General features: G+C 59.6%; 24 protein-coding genes. 18 read left to right on the top strand and 6 right to left on the bottom strand.

What is annotated here, in order from left to right; translation table 11 throughout:
* Window positions 1–18 precede the first annotated feature (18 nt).
* Genes ACFSKT_RS19345 through ACFSKT_RS19335 form a run of 3 tightly spaced genes read left to right on the top strand, consistent with a single transcriptional unit; the run spans window position 19 to window position 2,348 of the window.
* A complete protein-coding gene (locus ACFSKT_RS19345; RefSeq protein WP_377718568.1) occupies window positions 19–360 on the top strand; it encodes a UxaA family hydrolase in 342 nt (113 codons plus the stop codon).
* A complete protein-coding gene (locus ACFSKT_RS19340) occupies window positions 350–1,513 on the top strand; it encodes a UxaA family hydrolase (RefSeq protein WP_377718569.1) in 1,164 nt (387 codons plus the stop codon). The genes ACFSKT_RS19345 and ACFSKT_RS19340 overlap by 11 nt, the downstream gene beginning before the upstream one ends.
* A 40-nt stretch (window positions 1,514–1,553) precedes the next feature.
* Window positions 1,554–2,348, top strand: coding sequence for an SDR family NAD(P)-dependent oxidoreductase (locus ACFSKT_RS19335; RefSeq protein ID WP_377718570.1), 795 nt, complete (start codon window positions 1,554–1,556; stop codon window positions 2,346–2,348).
* Between the two features lie 14 nt (window positions 2,349–2,362).
* Here ACFSKT_RS19335 and ACFSKT_RS19330 read toward each other — a convergent pair whose 3' ends face one another.
* Genes ACFSKT_RS19330 through ACFSKT_RS19315 form a run of 4 tightly spaced genes read right to left on the bottom strand, consistent with a single transcriptional unit; the run spans window position 2,363 to window position 6,491 of the window.
* Window positions 2,363–3,496 carry a GerAB/ArcD/ProY family transporter gene (locus tag ACFSKT_RS19330; protein ID WP_377718571.1) on the bottom strand — a complete coding sequence of 378 codons (1,134 nt, stop codon included), beginning with the start codon at window positions 3,494–3,496 and terminating at the stop codon, window positions 2,363–2,365.
* Window positions 3,497–3,501: 5 nt separating this feature from the next.
* A complete protein-coding gene (locus tag ACFSKT_RS19325; RefSeq protein WP_377718572.1) occupies window positions 3,502–3,729 on the bottom strand; it encodes a hypothetical protein in 228 nt (75 codons plus the stop codon).
* Between the two features lie 24 nt (window positions 3,730–3,753).
* Entirely contained in the window at window positions 3,754–4,983 is a 1,230-nt protein-coding gene (locus tag ACFSKT_RS19320; RefSeq protein ID WP_377718573.1) for a Ger(x)C family spore germination protein, read from the bottom strand.
* A gap of 29 nt (window positions 4,984–5,012) precedes the next feature.
* The gene (locus tag ACFSKT_RS19315) at window positions 5,013–6,491 is read right to left on the bottom strand and encodes a spore germination protein (RefSeq protein WP_377718574.1); all 1,479 of its coding nucleotides are present in this window, start codon (window positions 6,489–6,491) and stop codon (window positions 5,013–5,015) included.
* 136 nt (window positions 6,492–6,627) lie between these two features.
* Between ACFSKT_RS19315 and ACFSKT_RS19310 the strand changes: the two genes are divergently transcribed.
* The 7 genes from ACFSKT_RS19310 to ACFSKT_RS19280 all read left to right on the top strand — a co-directional run bounded on the left by ACFSKT_RS19310 (window position 6,628) and on the right by ACFSKT_RS19280 (window position 14,154).
* Window positions 6,628–7,737 carry a GerAB/ArcD/ProY family transporter gene (locus tag ACFSKT_RS19310; protein ID WP_377718575.1) on the top strand — a complete coding sequence of 370 codons (1,110 nt, stop codon included), beginning with the start codon at window positions 6,628–6,630 and terminating at the stop codon, window positions 7,735–7,737.
* On the top strand, window positions 7,712–9,118 hold the full coding sequence (locus ACFSKT_RS19305; protein WP_377718576.1) for a spore germination protein: 1,407 nt from the start codon (window positions 7,712–7,714) through the stop codon (window positions 9,116–9,118). The genes ACFSKT_RS19310 and ACFSKT_RS19305 overlap by 26 nt, the downstream gene beginning before the upstream one ends.
* Entirely contained in the window at window positions 9,108–10,253 is a 1,146-nt protein-coding gene (locus ACFSKT_RS19300; protein ID WP_377718577.1) for a Ger(x)C family spore germination protein, read from the top strand. The genes ACFSKT_RS19305 and ACFSKT_RS19300 overlap by 11 nt, the downstream gene beginning before the upstream one ends.
* A gap of 139 nt (window positions 10,254–10,392) precedes the next feature.
* Window positions 10,393–12,579 carry an alpha-galactosidase gene (locus tag ACFSKT_RS19295; RefSeq protein ID WP_377718578.1) on the top strand — a complete coding sequence of 729 codons (2,187 nt, stop codon included), beginning with the start codon at window positions 10,393–10,395 and terminating at the stop codon, window positions 12,577–12,579.
* A 137-nt stretch (window positions 12,580–12,716) separates the two neighbouring features.
* Window positions 12,717–13,127, top strand: a complete 411-nt coding sequence (locus ACFSKT_RS19290) for a phage holin family protein (RefSeq protein WP_377718579.1) — start codon at window positions 12,717–12,719, stop codon at window positions 13,125–13,127.
* Window positions 13,128–13,269: 142 nt separating this feature from the next.
* Window positions 13,270–13,671 carry a YhjD family protein gene (locus ACFSKT_RS19285; RefSeq protein ID WP_377718580.1) on the top strand — a complete coding sequence of 134 codons (402 nt, stop codon included), beginning with the start codon at window positions 13,270–13,272 and terminating at the stop codon, window positions 13,669–13,671.
* Between the two features lie 99 nt (window positions 13,672–13,770).
* A complete protein-coding gene (locus ACFSKT_RS19280; protein ID WP_377718581.1) occupies window positions 13,771–14,154 on the top strand; it encodes a cupredoxin domain-containing protein in 384 nt (127 codons plus the stop codon).
* Window positions 14,155–14,209: 55 nt separating this feature from the next.
* Here the strand turns inward: ACFSKT_RS19280 and ACFSKT_RS19275 are convergent, their stop codons facing one another.
* Window positions 14,210–14,464, bottom strand: a complete 255-nt coding sequence (locus ACFSKT_RS19275; protein ID WP_377718582.1) for a hypothetical protein — start codon at window positions 14,462–14,464, stop codon at window positions 14,210–14,212.
* A 136-nt stretch (window positions 14,465–14,600) separates the two neighbouring features.
* Here ACFSKT_RS19275 and ACFSKT_RS19270 point away from each other — a divergent pair, with 136 nt between their 5' ends.
* From ACFSKT_RS19270 to ACFSKT_RS19250, 5 genes are all read left to right on the top strand, one after another.
* Entirely contained in the window at window positions 14,601–14,888 is a 288-nt protein-coding gene (locus ACFSKT_RS19270; protein WP_377718583.1) for a Dabb family protein, read from the top strand.
* A gap of 5 nt (window positions 14,889–14,893) precedes the next feature.
* Window positions 14,894–15,319, top strand: coding sequence for a DUF86 domain-containing protein (locus tag ACFSKT_RS19265; protein WP_377718584.1), 426 nt, complete (start codon window positions 14,894–14,896; stop codon window positions 15,317–15,319).
* A gap of 145 nt (window positions 15,320–15,464) precedes the next feature.
* Window positions 15,465–16,142 (top strand): helix-turn-helix transcriptional regulator, encoded by a 678-nt coding sequence (locus ACFSKT_RS19260; RefSeq protein WP_377718585.1) that lies wholly within the window; start codon window positions 15,465–15,467, stop codon window positions 16,140–16,142.
* A gap of 469 nt (window positions 16,143–16,611) precedes the next feature.
* Window positions 16,612–17,121 carry a DUF948 domain-containing protein gene (locus ACFSKT_RS19255; RefSeq protein ID WP_377718586.1) on the top strand — a complete coding sequence of 170 codons (510 nt, stop codon included), beginning with the start codon at window positions 16,612–16,614 and terminating at the stop codon, window positions 17,119–17,121.
* 20 nt (window positions 17,122–17,141) lie between these two features.
* Complete coding sequence (locus ACFSKT_RS19250) at window positions 17,142–17,516, top strand: YtxH domain-containing protein (protein ID WP_377718587.1); 375 nt, start codon at window positions 17,142–17,144, stop codon at window positions 17,514–17,516.
* Window positions 17,517–17,599: 83 nt separating this feature from the next.
* Here the strand turns inward: ACFSKT_RS19250 and ACFSKT_RS19245 are convergent, their stop codons facing one another.
* Entirely contained in the window at window positions 17,600–18,517 is a 918-nt protein-coding gene (locus tag ACFSKT_RS19245; RefSeq protein ID WP_377718588.1) for an AraC family transcriptional regulator, read from the bottom strand.
* A 184-nt stretch (window positions 18,518–18,701) separates the two neighbouring features.
* On the opposite strand from ACFSKT_RS19245, the gene ACFSKT_RS19240 reads away from it, so the two are divergent.
* The 3 genes from ACFSKT_RS19240 (at window position 18,702) to ACFSKT_RS19230 (ending at window position 22,206) form a co-directional block, all read left to right on the top strand.
* Window positions 18,702–19,742, top strand: a complete 1,041-nt coding sequence (locus ACFSKT_RS19240) for a copper amine oxidase N-terminal domain-containing protein (protein ID WP_377718589.1) — start codon at window positions 18,702–18,704, stop codon at window positions 19,740–19,742.
* A gap of 206 nt (window positions 19,743–19,948) precedes the next feature.
* Window positions 19,949–20,764, top strand: coding sequence for a glutamate racemase (racE, locus tag ACFSKT_RS19235; protein ID WP_377718772.1), 816 nt, complete (start codon window positions 19,949–19,951; stop codon window positions 20,762–20,764).
* A 221-nt stretch (window positions 20,765–20,985) separates the two neighbouring features.
* Window positions 20,986–22,206: a M14 family zinc carboxypeptidase gene (locus ACFSKT_RS19230; protein WP_377718590.1), complete on the top strand. Its 1,221-nt coding sequence runs from the start codon at window positions 20,986–20,988 to the stop codon at window positions 22,204–22,206.
* The last annotated feature ends 26 nt before the right edge of the window (window positions 22,207–22,232 follow it).

Here is a 22,232-nt window from a genome sequence, read left to right as displayed (position 1 = left end):
CAGAGAGGATGGTGCCGCATGGCACATGCGATTCAACCGGGCGCCGATGCGCTGGTCGTCGATCCGAAGGACGACGTCGCGACGGCGCTGCGGGATTTGGCCGCAGGCGAGGACGTGCAGTATCGAAGCGGGGAGGCGCTCGGGCAAGTGACGGCGCTCGCCGCGATTCCGTTCGGACACAAGATCGCGATTCGGGATATCGCGTCCGGTCAGCCGGTGCGCAAGTACGGGGAGATTATCGGACAGACGACCGAGCCCGTTAAGGCGGGCGAGCATGTCCACATCCATAACGTGGAAGGCATTCGCGGCCGCGGGGATCAAGCGGGAAGCGCAAAGGAGACGAATTCGCATGCAAACTGAACTGCTTGGCTATTTGCGCCCGGACGGCGACTACGGCATCCGCAATCATCTGCTCATCATCCCGACGGTCATCTGCGCCAATCAAGTCTGTACGCGCATTACGCAGCTCGTCCCCGATACCGTCGCGATTCCGCATCAGCACGGCTGCAGCCAGATCGGCGCGGACAAGGACCGTACGTTCGCGACGCTGTCGGGAACGGGACGCAACCCGAACGTCGGCGCGGTGCTTATCGTTAGCCTTGGCTGCGAGGTCGTGGACCCCTACGCCCTGGCGGAGGACATTCGGCGTACCGGCAAACGGGCCGAGGTCATCGATATTCAGGAGGTTGGCGGATCGATCAAAGCGATTCAGCGCGGAGCGGAGCTTGCCCGGGAGATGCGCGCGGAGCTCGATGTGCTGAAGCCGGAGCCGATTCCGGCCTCGAAGCTGCGCATCGGCGTCAAGTGCGGCGGTTCGGACGCGACGAGCGGCATGGCGTCCAATCCGGCGCTCGGGGCAGCTTCCGACATCCTGATCGACCTGGGCGGCACGGTCATCATCAGCGAGACGACGGAGATCATCGGAGCGGAGCATGTGCTCGCCGCGCGGTGCGCGACGCCCGAAGTCGCCGATCAGCTCTACGCATTCGTCGCGCGCTTCGAGCGCGAGGTCGAGCGGATGGGCGCCGATATGCGGGGCGGCAATCCGAGCCCGGGCAATATCGCAGGCGGCCTCACGACGATCGAGGAGAAGTCGCTGGGCTGCATCAGCAAATGCGGGACGTCGCCGATGATGGGCGCCTTCGAATACGCCGAGCCGATTCCAGGCACGGGCCTGTATTTCATGGATTCGCCGGGCAACGACATCGAATGCGTCTCCGGCATGGCGGCGAGCGGCGTGCATCTCGTCTGCTTCACGACGGGACGGGGGACGCCGACCGGCGCGGCGGTCGTGCCGGTCATCAAGATAACGGGCAATAAAGCGATGTACCAGCGGATGACGGACAATATGGACGTGGACGTCAGCGATATTCTGGACGGGACGGCTGGCGTAGGGCTCGCCGGCGAGCGGATCTGGCAGGAGATTGCCGAGGTCGCCACGGGCAAATTGACGAAGGCCGAGATTCTCGGACACCAGGAATTCAGCATTAATCGGATCGGACCGAGCCTGTAGCGAAAAGGCGCTGCAAGGCCACGAGGAAGGGGAACGGAAGATGGGAAGATTACAAGGTAAAATCGCGCTGGTCACGGGCGGCAGCCGGGGCATTGGCGAAGCGATCGTCATCCGGCTGGCGGAAGAAGGGGCGAACGTGGCCGTCAATTTCACGTCGGATTCGAGCCGCGCAAAGGCGGAAGCGGTGGCGGAGCAGGCGCGCGCGCTTGGCGTGAACGCCATTATCGTGCAGGCGGACGTGGGCAGCAAGGAACAGGTGGAGCGCATGTTCGGCGAGGTGGAGACTGCATTCGGACCCGTTGAAATTCTCGTGAACAATGCCGGCATCGCGCCGTTCGAGCCGTTCATGAAAGTGACGGAGGAGACGTGGGACCGCACCTTCAACACGAACGTGAAGTCGATCTTCATGTGCTCGCAGCGGGCGGCGGCGTCGATGATCGAGCGCCGCGCGGGCAAGATCGTCAACGTGCTCTCGACGGCGAGCCTGGTCGTCACCAGCCCGGTCATCCCGCACTACCAGTCCTCGAAGGCGGCCGCACATATGCTGACCAAGGGAATGGCGATCGAGCTTGGCAAGTTCGGGATCAACATCAACGCGGTCGGCCCGAGCACGGTCGATACCGATATGTGCACCGATTTCCTCGCGGATCCGGAGCTGCGGCGCAAGGAAGTGGAGGCCAATCCGATGAAACGGCTTGGCACCGCGCGTCAGATCGGCGACGCGGTCGTCTTCCTCGCCTCCGAGGAGGCTATGCAAATTAACGGCCATCTGCTCATGGTCGACGGCGGGTTGACGGTCAAGGCCGCGCAGCCTGACGACCATATGGAAAGGTAGTCTTCGTCTCGTCGCTATGACGGAGACGCTTGCGCCTCCGGCTTCTCCTGGGAGCCGGAGGCTTTTTTGCGTTTGCGCACGGCCGCGACGGCCGCGATGAATAGGACGGGACCGACGCCGCAGACGATGCCCCACACCATATGCGTCGTCGTCAGCAGGAACACCCAATTGGCCTCTCCCTCATGCAGCGCGGTATAGGACAGCACCGCCATAAGGAAGGCCAGCGGATAGATAAGCATCGTGTCCTCCTTGCGCCCGAGCAGGTGCATGCACGTTTGATGCGCGACGAAAAGGATGATCGTCGCTTTCATGAAGGCGGCAACGATAACGCTATAAGCCATGAGCGCTTCGATGCGCTGGAAGACGTCCGTGATCTCGACCGTGCGGGCGACTTCGTAGAGCGAATATTTGCGGTCGCCGGCTACCGGTCCGAATACGAGCAGCGCGACGATCGTGGAGAGCATGAGGCAGACCGCGCTGCCCACGATGGCGAAGCTCATTTTGCGGCCGAGCTTCTTGTCCGGATTGCCGATGAACGGCAGGAGCATCCCGAACAGCGACATCTCCGCGTAGGGCAAGCCGAACGTGAAGAGCGATCCATGGATAATCGGGCCAACGCCGTTCGGCATGATCGGCAGCATCCGGGCAACCTCGAAGTTGGAAGTCGAGAATGCCGTGACGAGGAGCGTGAAGGCAATGACGCTGCCCATAAGCAGGGGGAACAGACCCGCGAATTTGTCGATGCCGGTTCGCACGGTAATCGCCGCCACGGCGAATAGCGGGAAAATGAACCAGTACGATTCTGTATTGCGCATCATGGAGCTGCGCATGAACATCGCGACATCGAGGATAACGGCGGCTCCGATATGCAGCTGGTAATACAAATAGGCCGCACCCAGCGCCAGCGTCACGGGCAAACCGAGCGCCTCTTGGCCGCACTGGATCAGACTCTTCCCCGGATAGCGGCGGTTCAGCCACAGCAGGAGCAAAAGCAGCGGCATGCCGGCCAGCGCGCCGGCAATAATCGCGATCCAGGCCCCTCCCCCGGCGAAGCTAATCAGCGGGGCGGGCAGATTGACGATCGCCGAACTGGTCAGAAAGACAAACAGCAGCCATACGGCCTGATTCGATGTGATATAGACGGGCATTCGACTCACCCCTTCCAGCCTAGTGCTTGAATGATGGCCAAGCCAATCCGGCCGAACAACGTATTGGCCAAATCGTAGAAGCCGGGCAAATGAATCCATCGGAACGTCAGCGCGGCGTGATAGAAGGTGATGCCCAGCAGGGCGATGTAGACCGCCTTCACTCGCGTAGGCCTGGGGCCTTCGCGGCGTCCGTCGCGAAGATCGACCAGCACCATGATGGCAAGCCAGGTCAAGACGATGACGATCAGGATAGCGCATCACTCCTCGTTGTCCGGATGATTCAGGAACGGCTTGCCGCCGGATGTGCCGTGCGAGGCGAACAGGACGTCGACCTCGAAGGCGACGTTGATCTTGGCGAAGCGCTCCGGCCAATCCTTTCTCCATGTCCGCCATAGGCCCGGATGACGCTGATAGATCGCATTGCCGATGCCCAGCGTGTCCGATTGCGACCGCTGCAGATGCCGAAGAGCGGTCGTCGCGTGCGCTTTGATCTGGTCCGCGACCTTCTTGCTCAAGTCCTTCTCGTGCATCGACGTAATAATATGGCTGCAGGCTAAGCCCAGCGCGGCCGCATCGGCATGCATGCGGTACGTTACATTCAACGACTCGCCCTTGATCCGGATGCTCTTCGCGGTATGGAACTGGAGTATTTCGATCGATTCCGTCCCCTTGCTTGGCTCGCCTTCGCCTTGCGATCCGCACGGAATTTCGACGACGCCGCCATGATAGACGTCATCCAGCATCAGCAGTCCTTCCGTCTCGGTGCCCGTCAGCTTATCGGTCATGCGTCCATCCCGAATGATGGCGATGCCGGCCATGCTGGGCTTGGTTGCCCCGCCCTCCGAGCGCTGCGTTAAATAAGGGACCATGGCCGTGGCGGAGGCGCTGCGCAGCTGGATGGCCAGCTTGAGCAGACTCGCGTGCACGGACTTGCCGCTATATTTCGCGGCGACGCGTTCATTCAAATAGTATTGCTGGCTCACCGTGTTTTCAATTAACGGCGCGACGTCCAAATAGGGTCCGGCTTTGCCGCGCGTTATGATCACGCTGCAGGTGAGCCGAGGCTCGTTATCCCGGTAAAAGATATCGAGCAGCTCGGACATCATGCCTTCCCGGGCGAGCTTCTCGCTGATGAGAACCGAACGCAAATGGCTGAATTGCGCTTTGCGCCCGACGTGGACCGTCAAATCCCGGATCGCTTCCATCACGGTGCTGCCGCTTGTCCGCACGTTGATATAGGGGCGGCCGGTCTTGCCCTTCGCCGCCACCGATTGCGAGGGTTTGTAGATCTGGAGCGTGAGCAGCAGCTTGCCGTCTTCGCCGCGATCGAAAGCCATGCCCATCACGAAGGCGCGTTCGGTCAGCTCGGCCTGGTCGCCGCAGCCGGCCGTGAGCAGCAGCAAGGCGCCGATCAGCGCCGTGATCGATAGGCGGCGCATCGTATGCAGAGGGGAGCGGCGATGGTAACGTGCTGCACAAGAGCTCATGAGGTTCACATCCTTATCGGAACAGGCGGTCAAGATTGTTTCGTCGCGGGCTTCCGGTCCGCTCGCGGCTTGAATCGGGATACCAGCGGTCTTCGAATGGCGGTGTCGGTCATTTGACCCGCATTCCAAGGTGCGATCGGGCGCAAGTAAGGGACGCCGAGCGATTGCAGACGGGCGAGATGGTTCCAAATGAGCAAATAACCGATCATGAGGCCGAAGCCCCCCAGCATCGTGGCCAGCGCCATGAGCGGAATCTGGAGCAGCCGGAGGGCAATGGCGAAATTATATTGCGGCAGCGAGAAGGAGGCGATTCCGGTCAATGCGATGACGACGACCATGATCGGCGAGGCGATGCCCGCATTGATCGCAGCTTCTCCCACGACCAGCGCGCCGACGATGCTGACGGCGGATCCGACGGGTCTAGGCAGTCGAATGCCGGCCTCGCGCAGCAGCTCGAAGAAGAATACCATGATGAACGCCTCCACGAATGCCGGGAAAGGAATGCCTTCCCTGGAATCGAGCACGGCCAGCAGCAGCACCGTCGGGATCAGCTCCGTATGGAACGTGGAGAGCGCAATGTAAAGGCTGGGCAGCAGCAGCGCCATGAGGAACGCGGTAAGCCGCATCCACCGGATCGCATTGGCGACCAGCGTGCGCTGGTAGTAATCCTCGCTTGACTGCAGCAGCTCGAAGAACAAGCCGGGGCAGAGAAGCAGACTGCCCGTGCCTTCGACCAAGACGACGATCTTGCCGCCGAGCAGCGCGGCCGCCGCCACGTCCGTACGTTCCGTGTAGCGAAATTGCGGGAAGGGCGACCAGGTGTTATCTTCGATGACGCTCTCGACATATGCGGTTTCCAGCACGTCTCCATCCTTAAGCCGCTCCATGCGCCCGACGAACTCTTTCAGCACGGCGGGTTCGACGGACCCTTCGAGATAGGTGTAGGCGACCATCGTGCGGGAAGCGCCCCCGCCGCGCAAATAGCAGGTTTTCAGTTTGGGACTCTGGATGCGCGAGCGAATCATGCCGATATTGACTTTCATCTTGTCGACGGTACCTTCGCGCGGCCCTTGCACGACGGGCTCCGTGACCGACTCGCCGACATCGCGGCTTGGCACGTCGCCGGCCATGTAGGCGATCGCTTTCTCCCACCCGTCGATGAAGATCACGACATAGCCGCCAAGAACGAGGCTGACCGCATGCTCCATATCCTCGACCAGGAAGGCAGGCTGCTCGGAGGCGACGTTCAAGGCGTAATAGTGGGCGATCATCCCCGGCGTGACCGTTTCCCCGGCGCCGAGCGTCTGTTCCAGGACCGACTGCATCGTCTGCCGGAAGTAGTTGGCCGTGCGCTCCTGCACGATCGTGTCGAAGAAGACGGAGAACGCCCGGCTCTTCATGTTCGGACCGAACTGCCAAGGCAGCATCCGCAGATCGCCGCAGGAGGCGAACGTATGCTGGAGAATGCGGGCATTCGCTTCGATGGAGGTGGCGACCTTCGTTGGCATCGGAATCCTGCCTTTCCGGTTATTGTCTAATCTCCATCGTTCCATGAAAGCCCGCCGTTTATGCATGGAAGATCATGCATGACAATTCGGCCCGCAGGGCATCATTTGGGAAAAGCGCCCGGGAGATGGTGGAGAGATGAATGTGCAAACCTACGGGCTATGGCCGTTGTTCTTCATGTTGATATTATCCGTCGGGCTGGCCAACCATGTCATCGTGCTGCCCCTTATCTTGAATGACGCCGGACGCGACGCTTGGCTGTGCGCGCCGGTCGCACTGGCCGCAGCGCTGCCTTGGGTCTATTTCATCCTTCATGGGACCTTGAAGCGGACGGGCGGAGAACCGCTCGCACGGCAGCTGTTCCAGCGTCTGCCGAAGCCGGTGGCTATTCTGCTGCTCGCGCCGATGGGGCTTCAGTTGATCGTGACCAGCTTCCATACCTATGCGGAGACCGCGGGTTGGACGACGTTGACCTATTTGCCCGCGACGCCGCCGTTCATCATCTATGTTTGCTTGATCGCGCTGATCTCGTTTGGTGTTTGGAAGGGCATTCGCGCGATCGCCATTATGTCGACGATGCTGCTGCCGGCCGTCGTGTTTCTGGGCGATTTTGTCATGACCGCGAACATGCCGGACAAGGATTACAGCTACCTGCTGCCGATCCTGGAGCATGGGCCGGACGGCGTTCTGCTCGGCAGCCTGATGACGCTGGGAAGTATATCCGAGTTGTTCATTTTACTTCTGGTCAAGCACCACTTAAGCCGTCCGATTCAAAGCGGACACCTCATCGGATTGATCGTGTTTCTCATGCTGCTGACGGTGGGGCCGGCGATCGGCGCCGTGACCGAGTTCGGCCCGGTGGAAGCCGCCAAGCTGCGTTATCCCGCTTTCGCGCAGTGGCGGCTCGTCACGATTGGACGGTACATCGAGCATTTGGATTTCTTTGCGATTTTTCAGTGGGTATCCGGTTCGTTCGTCCGCATATCGATGTCCATGTTTGTCGTGCTGGAGCTGCTTTCGCTGCGGAAAAAGGCGCACCGGGGCCTCGCATTGGGAATGCTCTGCGTGCTGTACGTGTTCGCGGCGAAGCTGCTGGCCCAATACTCGTTCGATTACAGATTGTTGATCCGGCTGATCTTCTTCGGAAACATCGGTCTGACGCTCACGATAACGTCGGTGATTTGGCTGCTGTCATTCAACAAGCTGCGGGAGGAGAAGCGCGATGTCGGAAGCGAACGCCACGCCTAGGACGGCGGAGTGGATACGGGAGAAGCTGCGCGGCTGCGGAGACGTCATGATGACGGAGCTGGATAACCCGGGCGATCCGCACGGACGCGCGACGGTCATTTATTGCGAAGGCATGGTCAGCCGCGAGCTGCTGCAGAACCTGCTGCTCCAGCAGGGCGGTTGGGCACCCGAGCTGCAGGGATCTCCGTTCGTATCGGAGTTTCTTCCGGGCGACGAAGGCGAGGAGGTGCTCCGATGCATATTTGACGGGCAGCTCGTCGTCTGGCGGCATCATAGCGGACGATTCTTTGCTTATAACATCTCGAATCAGCCGAACCGTACGCCGGAGGAGTCGACGATGGAGCTGTCGCTCAAAGGGCCGCGCGACGGCTTCGTCGAGGCGATCGACGTCAACACCGCTCTCATCCGCAAACGGCTGCGTACCCCCCGGCTGCAAATCGAAAACTTTCGGATCGGCGAGGCTTCGCAAACGCCCGTGCGCTTGCTCTACATGAAGGGAATCACGCCGCCCGCGGTCGTAGACGAGGCACGCAGAAGATTGAAGGCGCTTGATATCCAGGCTTTGCACGGGGCCGCCGAGCTCGAGGAAATTATCTCTGACCGCTCCATGTCGCTCTTCCCGCTCATGAACTACATCGGCCGGCCCGATTTCGTCGTCCAGTCGCTGATGAACGGCCGTTTCGCCATTCTGGTGGACGGTTCGCCCGCCGGCTTGATCGCGCCGGCCAATCTGGCGATGTTATTCAAGTCGCCGGAGGATGCACACCTGCCGTTCTTCTATGTGGCGTTCGAACGGATATTGCGATTAATCGGCTTGTCCCTCGCGATCAGCCTGCCCGGATTCTGGATCGCGCTGCTGGCCTTCAATACGGATCAAATTCCGCTCCCGCTGCTGGCGACCGTGACGATCTCGCGCAACGGCCTGCCGCTCAGCGCGCAGCTGGAGCTGTTCTTGATGATGCTCATGTTCGAGATATTCCGGGAAGCCGGCGTCCGGCTGCCTCGCCCCGTCGGGCAGACGGTCAGCGTCGTCGGCGGGCTCATCGTCGGGGACGCGGCAATCCGCGCCGGCCTGACCTCGCCGACGATGCTCGTCGTCACGGCGGTCACGGCCGTGGCGACGTTCACGCTTGTCAATCAGTCGCTGAACGGCAGCGTGCTCATCATGCGGCTGTATATCATGCTGATTTCCTCGATCTTGGGGCTGTTCGGCTTTTTCATCGGACTCTTCACCGTGCTGCTCTATATATCCTCGCTGGAATCGTTCGGCATGCCCTATATCAGCTTCGGGGAGATCAAGAGCGCGAGGCAGCTGGTGACGATCTTGCTCCAGCTCCCCTGGAAACTTCGGGCGAAGCGGGTGAAGCGTCATGACCATTAAGCCGCGCGCATGCGTACGTCCGGCCGCGGTCCTGTTGGCATGTCTGCTGCTGGCGGGCTGCTGGGATTCCACGAACATGGAGACCATCGATTATGCGACCGCGATGGGCGTCGATTATAAGGACGGCAAGTTCATTGTCTACGCCCAGCTGGTCGATTTCACTTCCATCGCCAAAAGCGAAAGCGGCGAGAAGAGGAATGAGAAGGTATGGATCGGGCGGGGCACCGGGCCGACCTTCTACGGCGCGTTCGGCGAATTGCTCCGCACGGCGCAGACCGAGATGAATACCGAGCAGCTCAAGACGGTTATTATCCGTGACAGCGCGATCGTGAAGCTGGATGAGATTCTCGATGCGCTGAACCGGGTGCGGGTAGCCCGCTACACATCCTGGGTGTTCGGAGCGACGACCCCGATCGAAGAAATACTCGCGACCGACACATTTTTCGGCATGCCGCAAACGACCAGCCTGATTTACAGTCCGCGAGACCAGATGCGCCGGGCGAATCTGATCGACCCGCTCAACATGCAGCGTTTCGTGGCGAAGTATAACGAGAGCCCCGCCACCGTTCTCCTTCCCGTGGTCGGGGTCAGCAACCGCATGTGGAAGGAGGTGAAGAAGCCGGTTCATATGCAGGTTGTGCAGGGCTTGTTCGCGATCAAGCGCAAAGGCCGGGCAACGTATTTGCCGCTCGCGGATATCGCGGGCGTCAAGTGGGTGAATCCGAATTTCACCCGCTATTTGGTGCCGCTCATCGACAAAAGCGGCAACAAGGCGACGGTCGCGGTGAACGACGTCAAGGCGAAGGTGCGGATCGATGTATCCAAGGCAGACCCTGTTTTTACGATCCAGCTGAAGGTCGTCGGCGAGGTGGCGGAGATTGGCGGCCAGATGTCCGAGGAACAGATCGTACGGCGCATGAAGCGGCTTATTGCAGAGGAAATTCTCCATTCATACCGGAAAGGACTTGCCAAGGGCGAAGATATTTACAGTCTGGAAGAGTCGTTATATCGCAAGCATCTCGGCGTCTGGCGCAAGCTTACGGGCGGACGCGAGGAGTGGCTGCCGGGCAAGAACCAGTTGAAGGTCGATGTGGCGTTCCGGCTGCGAGGCTCAGGCAGTTTCGGATTGAATTGATTGTCGTAAAATCCTACATTTCTCCATGTCCCGGCTAAAAGCGTCCATACTCAGCGGACGGCAGCCGGCTCTATACTGGAATTAGAACCTGATTTGCGTTCTAATCAGCGCCAGAGCAGAAACAAGGAGGAATGACAGGATGCCGATCCTGGTAAATAACGAGCAGCAGGTGTTTCATCTGCAAACGGACTCGACGAGTTACGCCTTTCAAATTATACATGGGTATCCCGTTCACCTATACTGGGGCCGCAAGATCCGCAAGGCCGATCCGGCCCTGCTTCACGAACGCAACGGCCGGCCGTCCTTCGACCCGAATCCGGTGGAGGCGGACAAATCGTTCTCGCTGAATACGGTCATGCTGGAATATCCCGGCTACGGCACGACGGATTTTCGTACGCCGGCGTACGAGGTCGGTCTTGCGAACGGGAGCAGCGCGGCGGAATTGACCTACCGCTCCTACCGGATCGTAGAAGGCAAGCCCGCGCTGGAAGGGCTGCCTGCCGTATACGCCGAATCGGACAGCGAGGCCTCGACGCTCCTACTCGAGCTGGCGGACGATCTGACGGGCTTAACCGTCGAACTCAGCTACACGGTCATGGAAGGATTCGACGTCCTGATTCGCTCCGCTCGGCTTACCAACGCCGGCAAGGAGCCGATCCGGCTGAACCGCGCGCTAAGCGCAAGCGTCGACCTGCCGCACGACCGCTTCGAATTCCTGCAGCTGTCGGGCAATTGGAGCCGCGAGCGGCATATTCACAAGCGCGCATTGGCGCCGGGCATGCAGTCGGTGGAGAGCCGCCGGGGATCAAGCAGTCATGCCCAGAATCCGTTCTTCGCGCTGCTTGCGCAAGGCGCGGACGAGGATCACGGCGACGTCTACGGCTTCAATCTTGTGTATAGCGGCAGCTTCGCGGCCGGTGTAGAGGTGGACTCCTATGCCGTCTCGCGCGCCTTCATCGGCATCAATCCGTTCGATTTCTCCTGGCTGCTCGCGCCGGGTGAATCGTTCCAGACGCCGGAAGCGGTCATGGTGTATTCGGGCGAAGGGCTCGGCGCGATGTCGCGCAAGTATCACAAGCTGTACCGGACCCGCCTTTGCCGCGGCGCCCATCGCGACCGGGTCAGACCGATACTCGTGAACAACTGGGAAGCGACCTATTTCAATTTCAATGCGGACAAGATCGAGGCGATCGCCAAAGCCGGCGGCGAGCTCGGCATCGAGCTGTTCGTGCTCGACGACGGCTGGTTCGGCCATCGCGACGACGATTCGACCTCGCTCGGCGATTGGGTCGTCGACCGCAAGAAGCTGCCGAACGGACTGCCGGATCTGGTGGAGCGCGTCAATCGGCAGGGCTTGTCGTTCGGCCTCTGGTTCGAGCCGGAGATGATCTCGCCGGACAGCGACCTGTACCGCGCGCATCCGGACTGGTGCCTGCACGTCGAAGGGCGCAGACGATCGACCGGCCGTTCGCAGCTGATCTTGGACATGTCGCGCAAAGACGTGCAGGATTACCTCGTAGACGCGCTCGGCGCAATCCTCGGCAGCGCGCCGATCCGCTACGTCAAATGGGACATGAACCGGAACATGACGGAGATCGGCTCGGCGCAGCTTCCGCCGGAGCGTCAGCGCGAGACGGCGCACCGGTATATGCTGGGGCTCTACGACGTGCTGGAGCGGATTACGTCGGCGCATCCGGACATTCTGTTCGAGAGCTGCTCCGGCGGCGGCGGACGGTTCGACCCGGGCATGCTGTATTACATGCCGCAGACGTGGACCAGCGACAATTCGGACGCGATCAGCCGGCTGTCGATCCAGTACGGCACGAGCATTGTCTACCCGATCAGCTCGATGGGCGCGCACGTGTCCGCCGTTCCGAATCATCAGGTCGGCCGATTGACGTCGCTGACGACGCGCGGCGACGTGGCCATGTCCGGCAATTTCGGCTACGAGCTGGATCTGACCGTGTTCTCCGATGCGGAGAAAGAAGAAGTGAAGCGGCAGATCGCGCTCGTGAAAGAAGTACGCGAGCTTACGCTGTTCGGCGACTTCTACCGGCTGCTCAGTCCGTTCGAGGGCAACGAAACGGCATGGATGTTCGTCTCCGAAGACCGCAAGGAAGCGCTCGTCGTGCATGTGACCGTGCTGGCGCAGCCGAACGCGCCGCTAAGCCGGCTGAAGCTCAAGGGGCTTGATCCGTCCGCAGAATATAAGGAACTGGGCAGCGGCCTTGTTTCCGGCGGCGACGAGCTCATGCACGCGGGCATCCGAGTCGTTTATCCGCATGGCGATTTCGGCAGCAAGGTGTACCGGTTCCGGGCGGAATAACGTCGTAATTTTGAGAGGCGCGCGCCCGGGAGCTTCCGGGCTTTGCGTTCAATCGCCCAATATGGATGTTTTTCCGCATCGCCGGTACAGCCGTGGACAACCTGAGAGACCCCCTTTGCATAGGATGTAGCATGTTCATGCAAGGGAGGGGGTTCGAGATGCAGTGGGTGTTCTGTACGATTCTGGCCGGACTCGGCGCCGTGGAGGCGTTCGTGTTCGGCATGTGGCAAGAGTCGCTTACCGTGCTGCTGGTCGCCATGGGGATCGATATTGTTTCGGGTGTCGCCGCGGCGGTCAAGCGCAAATCGGGGTTGAACAGCCAGATCGGTTCCTGGGGGCTGACGCGCAAAGGGCTCATGTTTCTTGTCATTCTGTTGGCGCACCGGATCGATGTCCTGCTCGGCACCGGATACGTGACGATGAATGCGGCCATTTATTTCTACTTAGCGAACGAAATGATCTCCATTATCGAAAATTTCGGCGAGCTCGGCATCCCGCTGCCGCCGAAACTGCGCGAACTGATCGAAGTGCTGAAGAATAAGAAATAATCGTCAAGGGCCGCCTTCACTCGTGAAGATCGGGCCCTTGTTTATTTGGATTATTTGGACCGGTCGGGTCACCTGAATTCGGTTGTAATGCGAACGTACATTCGATATAATAAGAACAAATGTTCTTATTGGAGGGGTGTTCATGACGCGAGAGACCGGCAAGGGACCAGTCGTACAGATCGGAAGAGAGCTGGAGCTGGTGAAACGTTACGTGCTGCTGGGCGTCACGGTACGCATACTGAATCATGATATCCGGGTCGTCGGCGCCGCGCCGGCGAAGCTGCCGCGCCTGTACGAGTCGATGCTGCGCGGGCTGCAGGACCGTACGCTGCTGGAGCTTGCCGCGCTGCGCAAGGATTTTCGCGAGCACGGCATCCGCATCGTGGAGGAGCTGCAAGGGACCGGCGGCATGACCGCGCGATACATTAGCCGGGGCTATGAGCACTCGTTTACGCTCGGCTGGAGTTATGTGCGCGCCGAATCCGAACGTCTATTGAAATGCTACACGACGTCACACAACGTTCAAAGTTTTGTCAAAATCTAAAAAAAGTTTTGGTAGAATCCGGAGTTTAATGTTGAGAAAATCGGACGATCTTATGTAATATAAAGAGTAGACATTTCAGCTAAAGGGGAGCAAGCAGTAATGTATAAGTGGATTATGTTCGTCATTTTCGCAGCTGCATCCGCACTGGGTATTTACCTCATGGCGACCCAACTGCCGGAGAAGCCGGTAGATGAAGCGGCTTCCTTGCCGCCAGGTACCGTGATGGTTAAGATTGAAGCCAATGCCGATTTCACGTTCGATCAGCCGGAATACAAAGTGAAGAAGGGCGACAAAGTCATCCTGAAGCTTGTTAACAAAAGCGGTATTCACGGCGTTGCGATTCCTGACCTGGGCGTCGATCTTCAAGGCGACAAGATGGAACAGGAAATCACGGTGGATCAAGCGGGTACATTCGAAATGCACTGCTCCATTATGTGTGGTACGGGCCATGCCGACATGAAATCCGTTCTCGTCGTCGAATAGTTATAGCATGGAACAAGGAAAAGGAGCCCTGATCGGCTCCTTTTTTTAAAATCGTTTAGTAAGAGCGTTTGCGTCGTCTGCCGCGCGCGATCATCCAATCGCAGATGAAACCCAGGATCGCCCAGCTGACGATCGTCAGCGCGTACATCGTGAATACGTTGATTTCGTGGATATCCTTGAACATATCCGCGAACCAGCCCGGTATGCTAAACATAAAGAACACCATGTTATGCGGGTCATAACCGGTGTAGTTGAACAGGCACAAGGCGACGCCAATCAGCGTGGCGATAATGGTAATCCGGTAACGCACCCTGTCATCCCCTTAGCGATAAGATTGCCGATTACTACGTCAGCTTGGCTTATTATGCGACGCGAGACATTAACTCATTCGGCGGCCGCAACCAGCAGTCGCTATGATTTCATTTGGACAAGGAGCGATCAATCGCATGATCACGCACATTGTATTATTCAAGCTTAAGGACCGCAGCCCGGAAGCGATCGCGCAGACCGTGCAGGTATTGAAGGATATGGAGGGCAAGATCGACGTGCTGAAGCATATTGAAGTCGGCGTCGATGTCGTACATTCGGAACGCTCTTACGATATTGCTCTATTCACGAAATTCGATTCCTTGGAGGCGCTCGGCGCCTACCAGATCCATCCGGTTCATCAGAAAGTCATCGAACATATGGCGCAGGTGCGCGAAGCGTCCGCCAGCGTCGATTTCGAGAGCTAGCCGCCATGTATTACGTGAATCAGGAACAGATATCGGTTCGTCTGGCCGTCATACCGGATGTGGCGGGGGCGATGCGCGCGCTGACCGAACAGTGGCGAGGGGAGCTGCTTCAAGGCTTGGCCCAGGAACGGGCGCTTCATTTGGCGATCGAAATCGTGACGGACGTCGGCAGTTATGTGATCGACGGCTTCATTATGCGCGATGCGAGCAGTTACGAAGACATTATCGATATCATTGCGGAGGAAGGCGTCTTCCCTAGCGCGATCAAGGAGACGGTAATGGAGCTCGTCAAGCTTCGCAAGCCGCTCGTACAGGATTATTTCGCCTGGCCGGCCGGTGAACTGCATCCGCTTACGTCTGCGCTGCCTGACGTGCTGGACCAGTTCAAACGAAGCGTGGAAGCGTATTTACTGCAGGAATTAGGATTGTAATTCAGTTTATCGAACGGTTGTCCGGTTTACGGGCGACCGTTTTATTTTGCGGGCCGAGTGACGGCCGAGATTTACGGAAAAGCCAAAATAGGATACAATGTCGCTATCAACAGACGATTTCTAGGCGTAAAGGCGGTGATGAGACATGGAACCATTCGGCGATGCGCTGCCCTTGAAGACCCCGTTTCGTCAAGAGGGCGGAACGCGGCAGACCATTCTGATGCTCCTGAAGACGAGAGCGCATATGAACGCGGGCGACCTTGCCCGGGAGCTGAATATTACGGAGATGGGCGTACGCAGGCACTTGAGCGCGCTGGAGCGGGACGGTCTTATTCGCCCGACGCTAGTCCGGCAGTCCGTGGGGCGCCCGACGCTGCGGTACAGCTTGACGGAGGAAGCCGAGCATGTGTTTCCGAAGACCTATAGCTCGCTTGCGCTCGATTTGCTTGAAGAGCTGGAAGGCGACCCGGATGCGGAAGGCTTGATCGCCCGCATGTTCGAGGGACGCAAACGCAAATTGTTGGAACGCCACGCCGGGCGGATGGGCGGCAAGGACCTCGCAGCTCGCGTGCGGGAGCTGGCGGACATCCAGAACGATGGCGGTTATATGGTCAGCATGGAAAGCGGCGGAGACGAGCTTATCCTCCATGAATACAACTGTCCGATCGCGCAGGTGGCGGCACGCTACGAACAGGCATGTCAATGCGAGCTGGCGCTCTTCCGCGAGCTGCTGGCTGCGGACGTGGAGCGGACCGAATGCTTGGCCAAGGGCGGAATGAAATGCACATACCGGATCGCGCGAATGACGCGGGAGTCCGATTAGAAGCCGAATTGCGGGCAGCCGCGATTCGGTTTTTTTGTCGTTTAGGCAGCGGGAGGAAGCCCACGGTTCCCCTCGGGTAGGGCAATGTTGTTAAGTTAGGAAAAACGTCCGCTGAAGCCACCCATGGCCCATAGTTGACAGGCATACGCACGCTGATGTCTTAGGACTGACTTTAAATCCCACTGGAGCTTTGTCCGTTAGGACAAAAGCGTGCCGCGCTCAGGCCCCATCGCCGACCGCGAACAAGCACACCTGCAGGAACGGGGAGTCCAGAGGGCAAAGCCCTTTGGAGCCTCCTCGGCGGAGGAGGTGGGAGGAGGGAGCAACATGCGGAGGGGGAAGGGGGAGGGAACAAGAAGGGCGGCGCCATTTTTCATTCGGCGTTTGTGTCAAGACGAGCCCATGCTGCTTATACTGTCATTATGAATTGGGCATTCGCCCGATATCCGGGCATAAGGAGGAACGGACGATGATCCAGATTTGGTTTCAGGCGACCATCGCCATCGCCTTCGTCGTGCTGGTAGCTGGCGTTCTGCTGTGGCTCCGGTCAGCCGACCGCAAGCTTGGAGGGCTGGTGGAATCCGCCAAAGCGATCGAGCGCAGCGCAGCTGAAATCACGGTGAAGGCCGGCGGTGTCGCCGACCCGGCGGCGGAGGCGATCCGAGCGGTCCATCGGCAAATCGACAGCGCGGCCCGATTGTTCGAAGCCGCCCGCATCATTGGCGATTCGGCGGATCAGGCAGCCGCGGCTGTGCGCAAACTGACGGGCGTATTTACCGACCATGCCGCTTCGCAAGTCGAACGCGGCGGCGGCAAGTATAAGCATCAAATCAAGGAAGCGCTGGATTGGGCGGAAGTCGGGTACGCGGCGTGGCAGTTCGTGCAGTCCAAACGCAGCGAAGAACGGTCTTCTGCATGCTACCCGGGCGATTTTGGGCACGATACCAAAGAACCTAAACCGGAAGCGGCCACTTTATGAAGATGAAGGAGAGAGGCAAAATGGCAAAGAACAAAGCGAACAAAGGTTTTCTGTACGGCTTGCTAGCAGGAGGCGTCGTAGGCTCGGTAACCGCGCTGTTATTCGCGCCGAAGTCGGGCAAGGAACTTCGCCAGGATATCGCGGACGGCGCCCAGCAAGTCGGGGAGCAGACGGCTCGCATCGCCGGCCAAGTCGGCGAATCGACGACGCGCCTCGCGAAACAAGTCGGCAGCGGCGCGTCGGCTATCGCGGATAAAGCGAAAGAGACGACAAGCAATGTTATCGATTCCGTGCGCAGCTGGAAACGCGGCGAAGATCGTCCCGAGCGGCTTGAAGTGAATGAAGAAGTGGCGGTAGCGAAGGAAGAAGAGGAAGAGTTGACGACGATCGGCTAACGACGCCGGTGCATCAATAAACGCATAAGACCGGGCAGGCCATGTCGACGATGACATGGTCTGTTTGGCCGTAAGCGCCGATGTCAAGCGTCCTCGTGCGGCTCCTGGAACGGAGGACGGCTTGCATGGTCTTCCTCTTGCGAATTCCCGCGTTGGCCAAGCCGGTAGGCAGTAGGCGAGCAACCTGCGAATTTATGGAACAATCTGGAGAAATAGAGCGGGTCGCTGTACCCGACCGAGGCGGCGATCTGATCGATCTGCAGCTCGTGCGGACCGTCCAACAATTCGCGAGCGCGCTCCATGCGGACCTGCTGCAGAAACTGTTTGGGCGACAGGCCGGTCGTCTGCTTGAACATCTTGGATAGATGCGTGCGATGGTAGCCGAGCGTGCGGGAGAGATCGTCGATCGAGACGGATTCGGCGTATTGCAGCGAGAGCCAGCGAATCGCGCGTTTGATTTGGCGCTCGATATCCGTGCCGAGCCCTTGATCCGGCGTACGCAGCCGGTTCCGGTTGGCATCGCCGAACAATTTGAACAACAAGCGCAATAGGCCCGATGCTTCTAGATCGGCCAAATCGGCCGACGGCGTTCGCTCGAAGGTCCGCTGCATCGCCTTGTACAATCGGAGCGCCCGCGTCAGCGAAGACAGCTTGATCACGGGATGATCGATGGCGATCCCCAGTGCCGCCATAGCGTCCGCGGCGCCTTCCCCTTTGAACGCGACCCAGCGGTAGGTCCATGGCTCGGCGCGGTCGGCCGCGTACGAGAACAGCGTATCCGGGAAAATGACGAACGTATCGCCGGTCTCCAGCTCATAGACCCGGCCGTCCATGCGGAAGACGCCGCGTCCGGACGTAACGGTATGCACGAGATAGTAATGATGCACGGCCGGTCCGATCGAATGGCCGGGAACCGGGCGGCCGTGGCCGCTGAACAACACGAACAGCTCGCCGCGCGGCTGCAGCGGGTTGACGCCGATTGAGAAGTGATAGTGGTCCATGGTCGTGAGCAAGCTCCTTGCGCGTGATGATACGGATAAGTTAGCTCTATTATATAGGAGTTAAGCCCTCTGGCGATACGGAGGATCGTCTGGCGAAAAAAAAGCTGTACGGTGCAACATTCTTGGATGCCGCTCCGTCTAGAAGGAAGAACCAACACACCAGCTATTACACCAGGAGGTAGAAATGATGAAAACAACGAAGAAACTCGGACTTGCGGCATTGACGACAGCTTTGATGGTAACGGGCGCAAGCGGCCTGGCATCTGCGGAGGAGAACTTGACGGTAATGCCCATAAGCGCGCCAATCAGCGCGCCGGATAACGGCGTCTATACGCTGGCTGTGAACGGATCGGTCGTGAGCAGCGCCGGCTATTTGAATAAGAACGGCAAGGATGTCATGATTCCGCTGCGCGATATGGCGGCATCGCTTGGCTATAGCGTGACGTGGAACGGCAAGACGCAATCGGCTGAACTGACGAAAGGCGCGCAGTGGACAAGCGTGAAACCGGGCGCGGATCAATATTCGTTCGCACGCATGCTCATCAAGCTGGGCGCCGCGCCGGAGCAGAAGAACGGCAAGATTTTCGTACCGGATTCGTTCGCGGCGCAGGTGCTTCAAGCGGATGTGGCGCGCGTCGGCGGCACCGTGGAAGTGTCGCTCGCCGAGAAGAAAACGATGGTGACGGATGGCTTCGTTACTGGCGTCAACGTGAAAGACGGCGCAGGCAGCGTGCGGATCAACGGCACGGGCACGGAAGGACTCGTGCTCAACGTAGGCAAGGATACGGTCGTCAAAACTGAGGATGGCCTCACGCTTGAGTGGACGGACGTACAGCTAGGTTACGAGGTAGAAGCGGTGCATTCGCTGGCGCAAACGATGAGCCTGCCGCCGCAGACGCCGCTGTATGAGCTGATCGTCAAGAAGCCGTCCGCGGCGATCGAGACGCTCGGCACCGCAGGCACGATTGAAGAGGTAACGAAGGCCGCAGACGGCAAAATTAGCGTTCGGATTCATGGCGAAGCGCTCAGCGCCGGATCCCAAACCGAGATTAAGCTGTTGCTGAACGAGAATACGCAGCTCGTTACCGCTGCCGGCGAGAAAGCGACTTCCGAACAATTGGTTCAAGGCGCGCGGGTCATCGCGTTCTACGGCCCGATGATGACGAGAAGCCTGCCGCCGATCGGCACGGCTTGGAAGCTGGTTGTCCTGCCGGCCGCGCAATAATCGAACGACAATGCTCGTCTCCCGGTTCTTCGCCGGGGTGCGCACGCAAGCCGGGTTCCCTAGCGGAGCCCGGCTCTTGTCGTTATAGAAGCCTTGTCCGCGCAAGCTGAGGCCATCGGAAGGTACGTTTTTCGCGTTCCGTTCATATTCTATTGAAGCTGATATTGAGCTTATACAGACAAAACGTAGAAGAAAGCGGTGTGTTTGTGCAACAACCGATCGCAATATTGGACTCCGGCGTCGGCGGGCTTACCGTGGTCAAGGAAGTGCTGCGCCAGCTGCCGATGGAGAAGGTGCTCTATTTCGGCGACACGGCCAGGGCGCCGTACGGGCCTCGCCCGGCCGAAGAGGTGATGCGGTTTACGCGCGAGATCGTCGACTACTTGATCCAATATCAGCCGAAAATGATCGTGATCGCGTGTAATACGGCCACCGCCGTTGCGCTGGAAGATATACGCTCGCGCGTAAACGTACCCGTCGTAGGCGTGATTCACCCGGGCGCACGCGCGGCTTTGGGAAGAACGCAGAATGGCATGATCGGCGTCATCGGCACGGAAGGGACGATCCGCAGCGGCGCCTATGAGCTGGCGCTCAAGCAGCTTTCGCCTCATGTCCGGGTCGTTAGCTTGGCTTGTCCGGCGTTTGTCCCGCTCGTCGAGATGGGCAACTTCCGTTCTCCCGAGACGCAAGCGACGGTGGAGCAAGGGCTCTCTGGACTTCGGCCCTACCCGTTCGATACGTTGATTCTTGGCTGCACGCACTACCCGTTTCTGGCGGAGACGATCTCGGAGGTGACCGGTCAGCAGGTGGCGCTCATCAGTTCTGCGGACGAGACGGCCCGCGAGATTAGCACGATTTTGCACGACCAGAACAAATTGGCCCGGAACGTAGAACAGCCGATCCATCAATTTTGCTGCAGCGGCGACTCGCGTCTGTTCAAACAGATCGCGCTCCAATGGCTCGGCGAACAAATCGCATTGAGCCCGGTCATCTGGCAGGTGCCGCGAATCGGGATGACGTGATCAACGGAACATAATCGAATGAAAAGAAAGAAGTCTCGAACGCCGCGAGCAGCGCCTCGCGGATGCGCGCGAGACTTCTTTGCCGTGCGCAACAGGCGTAATGTCGGAGGCGGCACGCAAGGGAAAGCATACGCCGCGCTGGCATGCAGGCCGACTACCTTGCATAGCATGTGACAGGAGACGTGTATAGACGCACAGCTTGTCCAGAGGAGGTTTTGCGCATGCTGCCTTATGTCGTACAGCCGGGCGACACGCTGCTTCGCATCGCCCGGAGATTCCATATTCATGCCGCCGCGCTGCTGGCGGCCAATCCGAGATTGTCCCCCGCGGCTTCGATCGCGCCGGGGCTGATCGTGTTTATTCCGGAACAGAACGCGTCCTGCTATTGCGTGCAGCCGGGCGATACGGTGCTCGGCGTGGCCGAGCGGTTCTCGCTCTCGGTCCAGTCGCTGCTGGCGGCGAATCCCCGCTTGGATCCGAAGCGGCTTGTCCCGGGCCAATTGGTGACGCTTCCCGAATCGGAAGAAGGCGACCGCTTGTCGGTCGTCAACGCCGGCGCGGAGTATGGACCGTCCGAGCTGGAGCGAGATCTGGCCGCGCTAGAGAAGAGCTATCCGTTTCTGCACGTGCAGACGATCGGCGCAAGCGTCCTCGGGCTCCCGCTCTATGCGCTTCGTATTGGCGATGGCGCCCGCAAGCTGCACATTAACGCCGCCATGCACGCCAACGAATGGATTACGACGCCGCTGCTCATGCGATTCGTCGAAGAACTGGCCGCGGCCGGCGCCCGCGGTGGGCAGCTGGCTGGCCTTGACGTACGGCAAGCGCTCGGCGAGGTGACGCTCTGGGCGGTGCCGCTCGTGAACCCCGACGGCGCCAAGCTGGCGCAGGAAGGCTTGCAGCCGGATCACCCGCTGTATCATGAGCTGCTGCAGTGGAACCACGGATCTCGTCGCTTTCGCCGCTGGAAGGCGAACGCCCGCGGCGTCGATTTGAACGATCAGTTCCCCGCCTTCTGGGAAGAGGAAGTGAAGCGCCGTGCGGCCGACGGGCCGGGCAGGCGGGACTATCCGGGGCCGGCGCCGCTCAGCGAGCCGGAGGCGAGGGCGCTCGTCGACTTGACGGCAGCCGAGCGATTCGATATGGCGATCGCGCTGCATACGAAAGGGCAGGAGATTTACTGGAATTATCGAGGCTACGAGCCGCCGGAGAGCGAAGGTCTGGCCCGAGCATTCGGTCAAGCCAGCGGATATAAGCCCGTCAAGCTGTCCGGCAGCGATGCCGGCTACAAGGACTGGTTCATTTACGAGTATCGCAAGCCCGGTTTTACGATCGAACTGGGCAGCGGCGTCAACCCGCTCGCCTTGGATTGCTTTGAGGATGTGTATGATGAATTAATGCCGCTGCTCGTGCGCGCCATCCGTTTTCTGGCCGGGCAATAAACGTCCGAGAGGGCGCTGGGGGGAGT

The sequence above is a fragment of the Paenibacillus xanthanilyticus genome, from assembly GCF_042682185.1.
Lineage (GTDB): Bacteria > Bacillota > Bacilli > Paenibacillales > Paenibacillaceae > Paenibacillus_Z > Paenibacillus_Z xanthanilyticus.
The sequence above is the reverse complement of the archived record's forward strand: the minus strand, read 5'-3'. Positions and strand labels throughout refer to the sequence as shown.

What these genes read in the sequence shown, in the direction of transcription:
- ACFSKT_RS19345 (WP_377718568.1), top strand. Translation starts at nt 19, where the DNA reads ATGGCACATGCGATTCAACCGGGCGCCGATGCGCTGGTCGTCGATCCG.
- ACFSKT_RS19340 (WP_377718569.1), top strand. Translation starts at nt 350, where the DNA reads ATGCAAACTGAACTGCTTGGCTATTTGCGCCCGGACGGCGACTACGGC.
- ACFSKT_RS19335 (WP_377718570.1), top strand. Translation starts at nt 1,554, where the DNA reads ATGGGAAGATTACAAGGTAAAATCGCGCTGGTCACGGGCGGCAGCCGG.
- ACFSKT_RS19330 (WP_377718571.1), bottom strand. Translation starts at nt 3,496, where the DNA reads ATGCCCGTCTATATCACATCGAATCAGGCCGTATGGCTGCTGTTTGTC.
- ACFSKT_RS19320 (WP_377718573.1), bottom strand. Translation starts at nt 4,983, where the DNA reads ATGAGCTCTTGTGCAGCACGTTACCATCGCCGCTCCCCTCTGCATACG.
- ACFSKT_RS19315 (WP_377718574.1), bottom strand. Translation starts at nt 6,491, where the DNA reads ATGCCAACGAAGGTCGCCACCTCCATCGAAGCGAATGCCCGCATTCTC.
- ACFSKT_RS19310 (WP_377718575.1), top strand. Translation starts at nt 6,628, where the DNA reads ATGAATGTGCAAACCTACGGGCTATGGCCGTTGTTCTTCATGTTGATA.
- ACFSKT_RS19305 (WP_377718576.1), top strand. Translation starts at nt 7,712, where the DNA reads ATGTCGGAAGCGAACGCCACGCCTAGGACGGCGGAGTGGATACGGGAG.
- ACFSKT_RS19300 (WP_377718577.1), top strand. Translation starts at nt 9,108, where the DNA reads ATGACCATTAAGCCGCGCGCATGCGTACGTCCGGCCGCGGTCCTGTTG.
- ACFSKT_RS19295 (WP_377718578.1), top strand. Translation starts at nt 10,393, where the DNA reads ATGCCGATCCTGGTAAATAACGAGCAGCAGGTGTTTCATCTGCAAACG.
- ACFSKT_RS19290 (WP_377718579.1), top strand. Translation starts at nt 12,717, where the DNA reads ATGCAAGGGAGGGGGTTCGAGATGCAGTGGGTGTTCTGTACGATTCTG.
- ACFSKT_RS19285 (WP_377718580.1), top strand. Translation starts at nt 13,270, where the DNA reads ATGACGCGAGAGACCGGCAAGGGACCAGTCGTACAGATCGGAAGAGAG.
- ACFSKT_RS19280 (WP_377718581.1), top strand. Translation starts at nt 13,771, where the DNA reads ATGTATAAGTGGATTATGTTCGTCATTTTCGCAGCTGCATCCGCACTG.
- ACFSKT_RS19270 (WP_377718583.1), top strand. Translation starts at nt 14,601, where the DNA reads ATGATCACGCACATTGTATTATTCAAGCTTAAGGACCGCAGCCCGGAA.
- ACFSKT_RS19265 (WP_377718584.1), top strand. Translation starts at nt 14,894, where the DNA reads ATGTATTACGTGAATCAGGAACAGATATCGGTTCGTCTGGCCGTCATA.
- ACFSKT_RS19260 (WP_377718585.1), top strand. Translation starts at nt 15,465, where the DNA reads ATGGAACCATTCGGCGATGCGCTGCCCTTGAAGACCCCGTTTCGTCAA.
- ACFSKT_RS19255 (WP_377718586.1), top strand. Translation starts at nt 16,612, where the DNA reads ATGATCCAGATTTGGTTTCAGGCGACCATCGCCATCGCCTTCGTCGTG.
- ACFSKT_RS19250 (WP_377718587.1), top strand. Translation starts at nt 17,142, where the DNA reads ATGGCAAAGAACAAAGCGAACAAAGGTTTTCTGTACGGCTTGCTAGCA.
- ACFSKT_RS19245 (WP_377718588.1), bottom strand. Translation starts at nt 18,517, where the DNA reads ATGGACCACTATCACTTCTCAATCGGCGTCAACCCGCTGCAGCCGCGC.
- ACFSKT_RS19240 (WP_377718589.1), top strand. Translation starts at nt 18,702, where the DNA reads ATGATGAAAACAACGAAGAAACTCGGACTTGCGGCATTGACGACAGCT.
- ACFSKT_RS19230 (WP_377718590.1), top strand. Translation starts at nt 20,986, where the DNA reads ATGCTGCCTTATGTCGTACAGCCGGGCGACACGCTGCTTCGCATCGCC.